Consider the following 12,696-nt stretch of genomic DNA (forward strand, 5'->3'; position numbering starts at 1 on the left):
CCTCAGCCCCGGATCCGCAGGCGGTCGGTGCTGTCCTCGCTCGGCTGTACGACGACGATGCCCTGGCCGGAGAAGGCCATCTGGTACGCCTCCCCGCTGCCCCGCCCGATCAGGGAGGAGGCCTTGAAGCTGCGCTTGCCCTTCACCTTGAGCGTCGGCGACCAGGCGACGAGCGCGTCGGGGTCGACGTACGTCTCGTCCTCGCCGCGGCCGCAGTCGACCACGATCGGGGTGCCGCGCGAGGTGAGGGCGACCCAGCCCGTACCGGCGATCTGTACGTTCCACAGGCCCTGTCCGGCGAACTTGGCCAGGCCCTTGACCCTCTCGGCGCCCCACTGGAGGTGCGCGTCGAAGGCCAGCACGTTGGTGCCGTTGACGGAGATCGCGTCGTTGTTGAGATTGATGACGACGACGTCGGCGCCGTAGTCGGCGAGGTACAGCAGGCCGTCGCCGGAGCACTTCATGATCGGTGCGCCTTCGCCGGTGATCCACTGGGAGGCGATCTGGCGGACGGCGGGCGGGTTCGGCTCGTACTGGACGAAGCCCTCGTAGGACACCATCGAGCCGGTGCGCGCGTACAGGTCCTGGCCGGAGGCCATGGCGACCTTGAGCATGTGGCGGCCGTGGTTCTCCATCCGGGCCGCGACGGGGGTGGGGGCGTAGCCCGCGAGTTGCTGGTTCATTCTTCGGGCTCCCTCAGACCTCGTACGGCTGGACGATGATGAAGTTGCCGGGGGCGCCCCGGAACTGCAGGTTGACGGTCTCCCCGCTGTGGCCGGGGTAGGCGTTGCGGCGCAGCCGGACCTGGCTGGAGAGGATCACCTGGGACGCGGACGACCAGGCGACGACGGCGTTGCAGTCGGCGAAGGTGGTCGGTGTGACGGGAAGGACGACGGGGACGCCGTGCGTCTTGACGACGACCGTGCCGGTGCCGGTGAACTGCATGGTGAACAGCGCGCCGCCCGGAATGCCGTGGCCCTCGATGCGGCGGACCTCGTACTGCAGCGACTCGTCGAACGCGAGGACGTTCTCGGCGGAGACGCAGATGCCGTCGCCCTGGAGCTCGATGGGGTGCAGGTGGGCGCCGTTCTCGGCGAGGAAGACCTGGCCGCGGCCGGTGCAGCGCATCAGCTGCATCTCCTGGCCGGTGGCGTTGCCGACGATGCGGCCGGAGAAACCGGCGCCCTTGTAGCCGAATTCGACCTTGCCCTGGTACATGACCATGCTGCCCTGGCGGGCGAGGACGGGCATGCCGCCCATGGCGAGGTCGACCCGCATGAGCTGCTGGTTCTGCGGGGTCCAGCGCTGACCGGTGGCGGTTTCGCGGTACTTCTGGAGCGCCGCCTCCAGTCCGGCGCCGCCGCTCGGCGCCATGCCGGCGGGCGGCTGCTGGCCGTACTGCGGCTGACCGTAGGCGGGCTGTCCGTACTGCTGCTGGCCGTACGGGGCCGGGGCCGGCTGACCGTACGGGGGGGTCTGGCCGGGGACCTGGCCCTGGCCCGGGCCGAAGTGCGGCTGCTGCGGCGGCTGTCCGTACGGCGACTGCCCGGGCGGCGGCGTCGGCGCGGTCGGCGGGGCCATCGGTGCGGCCATGGTCGGGGCGGCGTGCATGGGCTGCGGCGCGGGCGCCGGGGGTTCCGGGGCGGGCGTGGGCACCGGGGCAGGGGCGACCGGGGCGACCGGCGCGACCGGGGCTCCGAACGACGGTGCCGGCTGCGGCGGCTGAGCCTGCGGCTGCGCAGGTGGTGCGGAGGGCGCGGGAGCGGCAGGTGGGGCGAACGCGGGCGGGGCGAAGCCCGGCGCCGCGCTCTGCGGGGCCTGCGGGGCGGCGGGCTCCTCCTCGGCGACCTCGCCGCCGAAGTTCTTGAGCAGCGCCTCCAGGCCGCCGTCGAAGCCCTGGCCGACGGCGGCGAACCGCCAGACGTCCTTGAGGTAGAAGTCGCCCAGCATGACCGCGCGCTCGGTGCTGAACTCGGCGCCCGTGAAGGCGTACCGGGCCACTTCCTCGCCGCCCGCGACGATGCGGATGTGTCCGGGCCCGACCTGCGACATCTGTCCGGCGCCGTCGATCGTCGCGGTGAAGGACAGCTTGTGGATGTGCGCCGGGACGCGGTCGAGCGTGACACGGAAGGACTCGGTGTCGCCGGCCTGCGGGCCCAGCAGCTGGATGGACTCCTCGGGCGACTTCGGCTGGTTGAAGAAGATGAAATACCGGTCGTCGGACAGCCGTTCGTCGGCGTCGAGACCGAAACAGCTGATGTCGAAGGTGAGACCGGGCGCCGCGATCTGCACACCCACGTACAGATCGGTCCCGGGCGTCAGATCACTGATCTTGGCCTTGTGGCCGCGTTGGAATTCCCTGGCCATGCGTAACGACCGTCCCCCATCCCGAAACATGAATCCGTCGCGCCAGGCTAACGGCTCCCTACGACATCGAGCCAAGCCGGTACACGTTCGGTACAGGATCGGTGAATATCACTCTCCGCGACCGGGCGGTGGATGCGGCAGGCGGGCCGCCGCGACGACGCCTTCGAGGTAGCCGCGGGCCCGCTCGGTGCGGGGGTACGCCTCCAGCAGCCGCCAGAACCGCGGCCCGTGGCCCGGCACCAGCAGGTGGGCCAGTTCGTGGACGAGTACGTAGTCGATGACGTACTCCGGCATGCCCTGCAACCGGTGCGAGAGGCGGATGCTGCCCTCCCCGGGTGTGCAGGAGCCCCAGCGGGTGTTCTGATTGGTGACCCACCGCACGGACGTCGGCCTGGCCCTGCCCTCGAAGTACTGGCCGGACAAGCGCGCGGCGCGCTCGGCCAGTTCACCGTCGCCCGGGGTGCGCTTGCTCTCCTGGGCCGCGAGTTTGTCGAGCATCACGGTCACCCAGCGGCGCTCCTCCGCCTCCGACATGCGGGCGGGGATGAGCACGATCGTCCGGTCGCCCTCGCGGTAGGCGGATACCGTCCGGCGGCGCCGGGAGCTCCTTCGGACCTCGACCGCGCCGGCCCCCGGGGGGCGTGACGGGTCGCTGGTCAGGCTGGGCTGCGGGTCGGCGGGCACGCCCCGACGTTACCCGCTGTCAACGGGGGAAGTCCTCCCTCCGGCCGGGTTCCCGCATGATCCATCCATAGCCCGCACCATTTGAACGACTAAACGACTAATACCTCGGCCCTGTGGACAACTTTCCACCGGTATCGGCCGCGACGGGCATTCTGGCCGCAACGGATCAACGGGGATTCAGGCAGGGATCACGGGGGCGGATATGCATCCGATGGTGAAGCCCGCACTGCGGCGGGCATGGCGGAATCTGCAGTACGTGCAGTTCGGGACGACACCGGCACACGCGGTGGTGCTGGGTCCGGTGGATACGACGACGGGCAGTCTGCTCGGCCTCTTCGACGGGACGCGGGGGCTGGGGCTCCTGCGTGAGGAGGCCCGGGCGCTGGGGCTGCCGGAGGGCCGGATGGAGGCGCTGGTGGCCCGGCTGGCGGAGGCGGGACTGCTGGACGACGCGGCGGCGGGCGATCCGGCGGCGGACGCGCTGCGCAAGGAGGACGGAGCGCTCGACCGGCTGCGCGCCGATCTCGCGTCGCTCTCCGTCGTCCACCGCGAGCCGGGCGGCGCGATACGGCGGTTGGCGGCCCGGCGATCGATGCGGGTGCAGGTGCGGGGCGCGGGGCGGGTGGGCGCGAGCATCGCGGCGCTGCTGTCGGCGTCCGGGGTCGGCCGGGTGGAGGTGCTGGACGGCGATCGCGTGGAGCCGTGGGACGTCGCACCCGGCGGGCTGCCGGCCCAGGCGGTGGGCGAGCGGCGGGACGCGGCGGCCCGGCGGCTGGTGAGCCGGGCGGCACCGGCCGGCCGCGCGCCGCGGACCGTACCGCGGGCGGGGCGGCCGGCGGGCTCGGAGCCGGGTCTGTCGCTGGTCGTGGTGGCTCCGCGGGACGGGCTGTCGGCGTACGCCCCGGACCCGTTGACGGCGGACGACTGGGTGGCCACGGGCACACCCCATCTGTACGCGGGGGTCATCGAGGCCACGGGTGTGGTGGGGCCGCTGGTGCTCCCAGGTGGCACGGCATGCGCACGGTGCCTGGATCTGGAGCGGGTGGACCGCGACCCTGCGTGGCCGCGGATGCTGGCGCAGTGGCGCTCGGGCCGGCGGAGCCGGGTGCCGGCCTGCGACCTGGGCCTGGCGACGGCGGCCGCGGGGCTGGCGGCGGCGCACGCGCTGGCGTTCCTGGACGGGGAGCTGCCGACGAGCACGGGGACCCGCTGGGAGACGTCGCTGCCGCTGCTGGACTGGCGGGCGCAGCGGATCGCCCCGCACCCCGACTGCGCCTGTGGTGCGGCGGGCCGCGGCGAGGGGGAGCGCACCTCGGAGGCCGGGGCCGAGCAGGACACAATGGCGGGGTAACGGCGTCAACGCAGTCATGCCGGAGGCAACGCGGCACGGCAGCCTGGGATGTGGAGGGGCAACATGTCTGATCTTCCCCGGAAGGCGGTCACCCGTACCGCCAAGTTGGCCGCGTTGCCGCTGAGCTTCGCCGGTCGGGCCACATGGGGGCTGGGCAAGCGGATCGGCGGCAAGTCGGCGGAGATAGTGGCCCGGGAGCTGCAGCAGCGGACGGCGGACCAGCTGTTCCGCGTGCTGGGCGAGCTGAAGGGCGGCGCGATGAAGCTCGGGCAGGCGCTGTCCGTCTTCGAGTCCGCGCTTCCCGAGGAGGTCGCCGGCCCCTACCGTGCGGCGCTCACCAAGCTCCAGGAGGCGGCTCCGCCGATGCCGAGCCGTACGGTCCACTCGGTGCTGGAGGAGCGGTTGGGCGCGGAATGGCGCGAGTTGTTCCTGGAGTTCGAGGACAAGCCGTCGGCGGCCGCGTCGATCGGTCAGGTGCACCGGGCCGTGTGGCACGACGGCCGTCAAGTGGCGGTGAAGGTGCAGTACCCGGGGGCGGGCGACGCGCTGCTGTCCGACCTGGCGCAGCTGAGTCGCTTCGCCCGGCTGCTGGGGCCGTTGGTTCCGGGCATGGACATCAAGCCGCTGATCACCGAGTTGCGCGACAGGGTCGCGGAGGAGCTGGACTACAGCCTGGAGGCGGAGGCGCAGCGGCAGCACGCGGCGGAGTTCGCGGACGATCCCGATGTGGTGGTGCCGGATGTGGTGCACCAGTGCGAGCAGGTGCTGGTGACCGAGTGGATCGAGGGCATACCGCTGGCGGAGATCATCACGGACGGTACGCCGGAGCAGCGGGACCGGGCGGGGCAATTGCTGGCGCGGTTCCTGTTCTCGGGGCCCGCCCGCACGGGTCTGCTGCACGCCGATCCGCACCCGGGGAACTTCCGGCTGCTGCCCGCGGCGGACGGCGGCGAGGGCGAGTGGCGGCTGGGGGTGCTGGACTTCGGAACGGTGGACCGGCTGCCGGGCGGTCTGCCGGACACCATCGGAACCTGCCTGCGGATGACCCTCGAGGGAGAGGCGGAGACGGTCTACGAACTCCTGTGCGCCGAGGGGTTCGTCAAGGAGACGATCGAGCTCGAGCCGGACGCGGTGCTGGAGTATCTGCTGCCGATCATCGAGCCGGCGGAGGTGGACGCGTTCACCTTCACACGCGGCTGGATACGTGCCCAGGCGGCACGGATCGCCGATGTCCGGTCTCCCGCCTACCAGTTGGGTAAGCAGCTCAACCTGCCGCCGTCCTACCTCCTGATCCACCGGGTGACCTTGAGCACGATCGGGGTGCTGTGCCAGCTGAACGCGACGGTGCGGCTGCGGGACGAGCTGGAGTCGTGGCTGCCGGGCTTCCTGCCGGAGGACGACGGCGAGGACGACGCGGCCGTGGTGGAGGTGCAGGCCTGAAACGGCCGGCGGGGCGGCGCCGGGCCGCGCCGGCCGGCGGGCCCCGTCACCACCAGGCGGAGTCGAGTCTGCTCTCGATGGCTCTGAGGTGGGCGCGGGCGCAGTCGTCACAGAAGTAGCGGCGGCTGCCGTTCTCCACGGAACAGGTCCAGGTCACCGGCAGCTTGTCGGCGGTCTTGCCGCAGCGGGAGCACACCACGCTCTGCTTGCCCCGCGGCTCGGGGGGAGGAGTCCGCTCGTTCACTACGAGACGATAACCCCGCACGGGCCGGGGCCGCGTGCAACGCACCGCGGGGGCCGGTCCGTGCGGACCGGCCCCCGCGAGGTTCCACTGTCTGGCTCAGTGCCGTGGGGCACTTAGTGCATAACAGCCATGGCCAGAGCGCGGCGGGCGCGCAGCGAGACACGCTCGGCGCGGCGCTGCATACGGCGGGCGGCGACCAGGCGCACGGCCTGGCGTTCCGCGTTCACTTCCCGCATGCGCTCGTGCATATGGGCACGGGCCAGGGCTTCTTGGAGGAGTTGCATCTCACGGTTCCTGTTCTGACGCGAGACGTTCGCGCCGATGGTGGTGGCAGCTGGGGTGGTGGCGGAGCCGTTGGGCTCGCTCGCGGAAGAGGACATGGGGGCCTGCTTCTGGGGATCGTGCGTCAGAGGGCGGTCGATGGTTCCGGCAGTGGCGTTCATGCCACGACCGGGTTCTTGCGCGGGCGGCCACGCGGCCGCTTGCGGGCGACGACGACGCCCTGGACGAAGAGCTCACCGCCCCAGACGCCCCACGGTTCGCGCCGCTCCTTGGCGCCCGCCAGGCAGGCCTCCATGAGGGGGCAGGTCCGGCAGAGGGACTTGGCGTACTCGACGTCGGCCGGCGACTCGGCGAAGAAGACCTCGGGGTCGTAAGCACGGCAGGGAACGGGTACGCCCAGGTTCTCGATGGCGTCGTCGAGCGCGGTGAGCGCGGTGAGGGGGGTCAAAGCGGGGTCCTCCGTGAGGCCGGGCGGTGTGATCGTCTGTGAAGGCGGTACGGACGGGGCGTGCGCTTCGAGTTGCACGGTTCTGTCTTCCTCGTCTGGTCGGTCCGGCCTGTTGGCCGGTGGGCTGGTACCGGGTTCTGCCTTGTCCCGAGGCCCCTTCGCTCCGTCTCCCTCATCAGGGAAAACAGAAGGGCCGCGGATCCCGGGTGGGGTTCCGCGGCCCTGAAGGCGCCGGCCTGATGCTGGATCAGGCTGGATCACTCCAGGGTTCGAGCCCACGGAAGGCCCACATCGTGTGGTGGTGCTGCGTCTGCTTCTTGGTTTCGGCACCGGCCGCCGCAAAGGCATAGGCCTGGGCCTGTGCCTTCACTACTGCTGCTTCCAGTGCCTTGGTCGGTCGCTCATTGCGCTCTCGGACGGGAAGATCCGTCGGAAGCATGGCGGGACGCTCGGCCACGAGGCCGGACATACCGGTGCCAATGAACGCCGAACCGGAGAGGCCGAGCGAGCAGGCGGAGACGACCGAGTGACCGGCCAGTTTGGCGGTGGTGCTGATGGGGCTGGTGTTGATGCTGATCACTGAAATCGCCTCCTCTCGGCGTCTTGGGGGGATCGGTTGGAGCCGGTCCCACGCGTATTCGGATAAGTACAGCACAAGGACAGGGCTTCAGAGAAGCCGCTGTTCTCGTGGTTAAGAACCTATGGGGATCACTGCTGTGGGCGCAAACTATTTTTCCGACGAGTTTTCAGGAGTCTTCCCCTCCGCTCTCACCGACCTCCTGACCTGCACAAATGGCCAGAACGTCGGCGCCGAAGCGGTCCAGTTTGCGCGCCCCGACGCCCGAGATGGCGGCGAGCTCGCCATCGGTCGACGGCACGGCCTCCGCGATCGCCATCAGGGTCTTGTCCGTGAAGACGCAGTACGCGGGCTGGCCGAGCTCCCTGGCCTGATCCGACCGCCACTCGCGCAGGCGCTCGTAGAGGCCCTCGTCCATGTCGGAGGGGCAGCCCTCGCAGCGCATGAGCTTCATCTCGCCGGCGTCGGTGAGGGTGCTGCCGCACACCCGGCACTGCACCGGGCCCCGGCGCTTGCGGCGGGAGCCGCCGCTGCCGCGCTCGACGCCGCCGCCCCCGCCGGCGGTACGGGTGCCGGGGGACGCCGAGCCGGGGCGCAGTCCGGCGAGGAACCGGGTGGGGCGGCGGGAGGCGCGGCCGCCGGGCGAGCGCGACAGCGCCCAGGACAGCGACAGGTGCAGCCGGGCCCGGGTGACGCCGACGTACAGCAGGCGGCGCTCCTCCTCGACCTGCTCGTCCGTCTTGGCGTAGGTGATCGGCATCATGCCCTCGGTGAGGCCGACCAGGAACACGGCGTCCCACTCCAGGCCCTTCGCCGCGTGGAGCGAGGCGAGGGTGACGCCCTGGACGGTGGGGGCGTGCTGGGCGGCGGCCCGCTCGTCGAGCTCGGTCACCAGGTCGCCGAGCGTGGCGTCCGGGCGGGCGCGGGCGAAGTCCTCGGCGAGCCGGACCAGGGCGGCCAGCGACTCCCAGCGGTCGCGGACGGCGCCGGAGCCGGCCGGGGGCTCGGTGGTCCAGCCCTTGGTCGACAGCACGGCCCGCACCTGCGAGGGCAGGTCATCGGCGTCGTCGAGCAGCGAGTCGTTCCCGCCGGCGCGGGCCGCGCCGCGCAGGGCGACGCCCGCCTCGCGCACCTCGGCGCGCTCGAAGAAGCGCTCGGCGCCGCGCAGCTGGTACGGCACGCCGGCGTCGGCCAGGGCCTGCTCGTAGACCTCGGACTGGGCGTTGATCCGGTAGAGCACGGCGATCTCGCCGGCCGGGACCCCGGCGGCGATCAGGTCGCGGATGCGGCGGGCGGTGCCCTCCGCCTCGGCGGGCTCGTCGGCGTACTCCGTGTAGGCGGGCTCGGGGCCCGGATCCCGCTGGGAGACCAGCTCCAGGCGGTGCTCGGCGGCCCGGCCGCGGGCCTGGGCGAGGAGCCCGTTGGCCAGGTGGACGACCTGCGGCGTCGAGCGGTAGTCGCGGACGAGCTTCACCACGGTGGCGTTCGGGTGGCGGGCGCGGAAGTTCAGCAGGTGGTCGGGGGTGGCCCCGGTGAAGGAGTAGATCGTCTGGCTGGCGTCGCCGACGACGCACAGGTTGTCCCGGTCGCCCAGCCACAGGTCGAGGAGCCGCTGCTGGAGGGGCGAGACGTCCTGGTACTCGTCCACCACGAAGTGCTGGTACTGGCGGCGGATCTGCTCGGCGATGTCGTGGCGGTCCTGGAGGATGCCGACGGTCAGCAGCAGCACGTCCTCGAAGTCGATGACTCCGCGGTCCCGCTTGAGCTGCTCGTACATGGCATAGATCTGGCCAATCTCGGCAGGGTCGCGCGGGGCGTCGCGCTGGGCCTTGGCGACCGCGGCCGGATAGTCGGCGGGGACCGTCTGGGTGACCTTGGCCCACTCGATCTCGCTGGTGGTGTCGCGCAGCTCATTGCGGTCGAGCCGGATGCGGCAGCGCGCGGCGGCCTCGGCGACCAACTGGATCTTGCGCTCCACCAGGCGGGGCAGGTCGCCACCGACCACTTTCGGCCAGAAGTACTGGAGCTGGCGCAGGGCCGCGGAGTGGAAGGTGCGGGCCTGGACGCCGCCCGCGCCGAGCTGGCGCAGCCGCCCGCGCATCTCTCCGGCGGCCCGGTTGGTGAAGGTGACGGCCAGCACACTGGCGGGCGCGAGTATGCCCGCCCGCACGCCGTACGCGATCCGGTGGGTGATCGCGCGCGTCTTGCCCGTGCCGGCACCCGCCAGCACGCACACCGGACCGTGCAGGGCCGTCGCCACCTCGCGCTGCTCGGGGTCGAGCCCGTCGAGCACCGCGTCGGCCGTCTGAGGGACCTGCGGGAAGAGAGTGGAGTCCGTTGCTGCTGTCACCCTGCCATGCTGCCAGGTCGGCGACGGCGGTCCCGCCCGGTTGTCCACAGGACGGGGGTCCCGGTCGTATTAATCCTCTCGCTCGGCCGCTCGGTGCGACCCCGGGAATGACGGGCGGAGGGCGTACGTTCTGTCTCCTGGTGCCGCAACCGGCCGGCACCACCCCCAGTGAACGCGAGGAGCGCAGAGACGATGCAGGGCACCCTGACGATGTACAGCACGACGTGGTGCGGTTACTGCCGGCGGCTGAAGAGCCAGCTGGACCGCGAGGGCATCGCGTACACCGAGATCAACATCGAGCTGGACCCTGAGTCGGCCGCGTTCGTCGAGAAGGCCAACGGGGGCAACCAGACCGTGCCGACCGTGCTCTTCGCGGACGGCACGACGCTGACGAACCCCTCGCTGGCCCAGGTCAAGCAGAAGATCGGCGCCTGACCGAAACCGGTCCGGCCCAACCGGTCGAGCCGAAACCGGGCCGAAACCGGTCGGGCCGAAACCGGTCGGGCCGAGCCCGATCAGGCCGCATTTCCGGGCCTCGGGAGCGGCTTGCCGTACCAGAGCTCGATCAGTCGGGCCGCGATCGAGATCCCGTACGGGGGAAGAACCTCGCCGGACTCGAACGCGGCCCGCAGCTCGTCACGGGAGAACCAGCGGGCCTCCTCGATCTCGTCGCCGTCCACGTTGATCTCGTAGGAGGTGGCGCGCGCCATGAACCCCAGCATCAGGCTGGAGGGGAAGGGCCACGGCTGGCTGGCGACGTACTCCACCTCGCCGATCGTCACGCCGGCCTCCTCGTAGACCTCGCGCGCGACCGACTGCTCGATCGACTCGCCCGGCTCCACGAAGCCCGCCAGCGTGGAGAAGCGGCCCTCCGGCCAGTGGACCTGGCGGCCCAGCAGCGCACGGTCCTGGTCGTCCGTGACCAGCATGATCACCGCCGGGTCGGTGCGCGGGTAGTGCTCGGCCCCGCAGGCGGGGCAGCGGCGGATGTGGCCGGCGGCCGCGATCACCGTGCGCTCGCCGCAACGGGAGCAGAACCGGTGCATCCGCTGCCAGTTCTCCAGCGCCACCGCGTGCACCATCAGCCCCGCGTCGCGCGGCGACAGCAGCAGTCCCGCCTCGCGCAGACCGGCCGGGCGGGCCGACTGGTCCATGCGGCCCGGCAGCGCGTCCTTCTGCAGCGCGAAGTAGCTGACGCCGTCCTCGTCCGTGCCCAGGAAGTACCGGTGGGTCTCCGTGACCGGGGCCTCGAAGGACGGCGTCATGACCAGTTCGGTGCGGCCGTCGGGGGTGTCGTCGATCAGGGCCTGGCCGCCGGAGACCACGAACACCCGGGTCGTCGGGTGGCTCCACGCCGCGGCCAGCCACGCCTCGTCGAGGCGGTGGTGTGCCGCGCGGTCGATGCCGCTCGGGGCCGTCAGGCTGATCGGCCGGTGGGCTTCGTTGCTCATGGTGGTCACTGGTGGTTCCAACTCCCCCGGGTGAATGGGTGTCTGTTCAGCGGAGCGCGGCGGCGGACTGTGCTGCGGACGGCGCTGCGGGCAGTGCCGTGGAGAGGTCGCTCCAGAGGTGGGCGGTCGCCTCCACGCCCTTGAGCAGCAGGTCGAGCTCGACCTTCTCGTTCGGCGCGTGCCAGCCGTCGGACGGTACGGAGATGCCGAGGAACAGCACCGGTGCCCCGAGGACGTCCTGGAGGTCGGCGGCCGGGCCGGAGCCGCCCTCACGCGTGAAGCGGATCTTGGCGCCGTCGAAGGCCGTGCTCATCGACCGTGCGACCGCCTGGAGGGCCGGGTGGCCCAGCGGCGTCAGGCACGGACGGGTGGGGGCGCCGAAGACGATCTCGTGGCGGATGCCCGCCGGGAGGCGGGCGGCGACCCAGTCGCGTACGGCCGCTTCGAGCTTGTCCGGGTCCTGGTCCGCGACCAGCCGGAACGACAGCTTCACCTGGGCTGTGGCCGGGACGATCGTCTTGCCGCCGGGGCCCTGGTAGCCGCCGCCGATGCCGTTGACCTCGGCGGTGGGGCGGGCCCAGACCCGCTCCAGGGTGGTGTAGCCGGCCTCGCCGAGGGTGGCGTACGACTTCGCCGTGGTCAGCCAGGACGCCTCGTCGAAGGGAAGCTCCGCGATCAGCTCGCGCTCGCGGTCGGTGAGCTCCGCGACGTCGTCGTAGAAGCCGGGGATCGTGACGCGCTCGTCCTCGTCGTGCAGGGCGGCGACGAGGCGGGCGGCCGCCGTGGCCGGGTTCGGGACGGCGCCGCCGAAGGCGCCCGAGTGCAGGTCCTGGTCGGGCCCGTACAGCGTGATCTCGCAGTCGGCGACGCCGCGCATGCCGGTGCAGACGGTGGGCGTGGTCTCCGACCACATGCCGGTGTCCGAGACGATCACGGCGTCGGCGGCGAGGCGGGCACGGTGCCGTTCGACGAGCTCCCGGAAGTGCGTCGAGCCGGACTCCTCCTCGCCCTCGATGAGCAGCTTGAGGTTGACGGCGGGGGCGGTGCGGCCGGTCAGCGCGAGGTGCGCGCGGACGCCCAGGGTGTGGAAGAACACCTGTCCCTTGTCATCGGCGGCACCGCGCGCGTAGAGGCGGTTTCCGAGGATGACGGGCTCGAAGGGGTCCGTGTTCCAGCCGTCCTCGCGGGCCGCGGGCTGGACGTCGTGGTGGCCGTAGACCAGGACGGTGGGTGCCGTCGCGTCCCCGGAGGGCCACTCGGCGAAGACGGCGGGGGCGCCCGCGCCGTCCCCGGTCTCCCAGACCTCGGCGACCGGGAAGCCGGTCTCCGTCAGCTTCGCGGCGAGCCACTCGGCACTGCGCCGTACGTCCGGGGCGTGCGCGGGCTGCGCCGACACGGACGGGATGCGCAGCCACTCGGCGAGGTCGTCGAGGAAGGCTGCGCGGTGCTGCTCTATGTACGCACGTACGTACTGGACGGCGCTGTCCGGGGTGTCGCTCATG

At 71.8% G+C, this 12,696-nt stretch carries 13 protein-coding genes; 3 read left to right on the forward strand and 10 right to left on the reverse strand.

Translation table 11 applies throughout. The annotated features are described in order from the left end of the window. Positions 1 to 2 precede the first annotated feature (2 nt). From AB0A69_RS13115 to AB0A69_RS13125, 3 genes are all read right to left on the reverse strand, one after another. Positions 3 to 683 (reverse strand): AIM24 family protein, encoded by a 681-nt coding sequence (locus AB0A69_RS13115; RefSeq protein WP_361419483.1) that lies wholly within the window; start codon positions 681 to 683, stop codon positions 3 to 5. Between the two features lie 13 nt (positions 684 to 696). Beyond that, positions 697 to 2,367, reverse strand: a complete 1,671-nt coding sequence (locus AB0A69_RS13120) for a TerD family protein (RefSeq protein ID WP_361419486.1) — start codon at positions 2,365 to 2,367, stop codon at positions 697 to 699. A gap of 108 nt (positions 2,368 to 2,475) precedes the next feature. Next, positions 2,476 to 3,051: a M48 family metallopeptidase gene (locus AB0A69_RS13125; protein WP_361419489.1), complete on the reverse strand. Its 576-nt coding sequence runs from the start codon at positions 3,049 to 3,051 to the stop codon at positions 2,476 to 2,478. Positions 3,052 to 3,253: 202 nt separating this feature from the next. Here AB0A69_RS13125 and AB0A69_RS13130 point away from each other — a divergent pair, with 202 nt between their 5' ends. Beyond that, the gene (locus AB0A69_RS13130; protein ID WP_361419492.1) at positions 3,254 to 4,402 is read left to right on the forward strand and encodes a TOMM precursor leader peptide-binding protein; all 1,149 of its coding nucleotides are present in this window, start codon (positions 3,254 to 3,256) and stop codon (positions 4,400 to 4,402) included. A 63-nt stretch (positions 4,403 to 4,465) separates the two neighbouring features. Beyond that, the gene (locus AB0A69_RS13135; RefSeq protein WP_361419495.1) at positions 4,466 to 5,842 is read left to right on the forward strand and encodes an AarF/ABC1/UbiB kinase family protein; all 1,377 of its coding nucleotides are present in this window, start codon (positions 4,466 to 4,468) and stop codon (positions 5,840 to 5,842) included. A gap of 46 nt (positions 5,843 to 5,888) precedes the next feature. Here the strand turns inward: AB0A69_RS13135 and AB0A69_RS13140 are convergent, their stop codons facing one another. The 5 genes from AB0A69_RS13140 to AB0A69_RS13160 all read right to left on the reverse strand — a co-directional run bounded on the left by AB0A69_RS13140 (position 5,889) and on the right by AB0A69_RS13160 (position 9,743). Then, positions 5,889 to 6,086, reverse strand: a complete 198-nt coding sequence (locus AB0A69_RS13140) for a hypothetical protein (RefSeq protein WP_361419498.1) — start codon at positions 6,084 to 6,086, stop codon at positions 5,889 to 5,891. 113 nt (positions 6,087 to 6,199) lie between these two features. Continuing rightward, positions 6,200 to 6,529 carry a hypothetical protein gene (locus AB0A69_RS13145; RefSeq protein ID WP_361419501.1) on the reverse strand — a complete coding sequence of 110 codons (330 nt, stop codon included), beginning with the start codon at positions 6,527 to 6,529 and terminating at the stop codon, positions 6,200 to 6,202. Continuing rightward, entirely contained in the window at positions 6,526 to 6,894 is a 369-nt protein-coding gene (locus tag AB0A69_RS13150) for a WhiB family transcriptional regulator (protein WP_361419504.1), read from the reverse strand. The genes AB0A69_RS13145 and AB0A69_RS13150 overlap by 4 nt, the downstream gene beginning before the upstream one ends. Before the next feature lie 169 nt (positions 6,895 to 7,063). Continuing rightward, entirely contained in the window at positions 7,064 to 7,396 is a 333-nt protein-coding gene (locus tag AB0A69_RS13155; RefSeq protein ID WP_361419507.1) for a hypothetical protein, read from the reverse strand. A gap of 166 nt (positions 7,397 to 7,562) precedes the next feature. Then, a complete protein-coding gene (locus tag AB0A69_RS13160) occupies positions 7,563 to 9,743 on the reverse strand; it encodes an ATP-dependent DNA helicase UvrD2 (protein ID WP_361419510.1) in 2,181 nt (726 codons plus the stop codon). 192 nt (positions 9,744 to 9,935) lie between these two features. Here AB0A69_RS13160 and AB0A69_RS13165 point away from each other — a divergent pair, with 192 nt between their 5' ends. Continuing rightward, entirely contained in the window at positions 9,936 to 10,178 is a 243-nt protein-coding gene (locus AB0A69_RS13165) for a mycoredoxin (RefSeq protein ID WP_355362642.1), read from the forward strand. Positions 10,179 to 10,258: 80 nt separating this feature from the next. Here AB0A69_RS13165 and nudC read toward each other — a convergent pair whose 3' ends face one another. Together nudC and AB0A69_RS13175 are read right to left on the reverse strand one after the other, a co-directional pair. Beyond that, positions 10,259 to 11,203: an NAD(+) diphosphatase gene (gene nudC / locus AB0A69_RS13170; RefSeq protein WP_361419513.1), complete on the reverse strand. Its 945-nt coding sequence runs from the start codon at positions 11,201 to 11,203 to the stop codon at positions 10,259 to 10,261. Positions 11,204 to 11,240: 37 nt separating this feature from the next. Then, a complete protein-coding gene (locus AB0A69_RS13175) occupies positions 11,241 to 12,695 on the reverse strand; it encodes a dipeptidase (protein WP_361419516.1) in 1,455 nt (484 codons plus the stop codon). Position 12,696: the final 1 nt, after the last annotated feature.

It is taken from the genome of Streptomyces sp. NPDC045431, assembly GCF_040646655.1.
Lineage (GTDB): Bacteria > Actinomycetota > Actinomycetes > Streptomycetales > Streptomycetaceae > Streptomyces.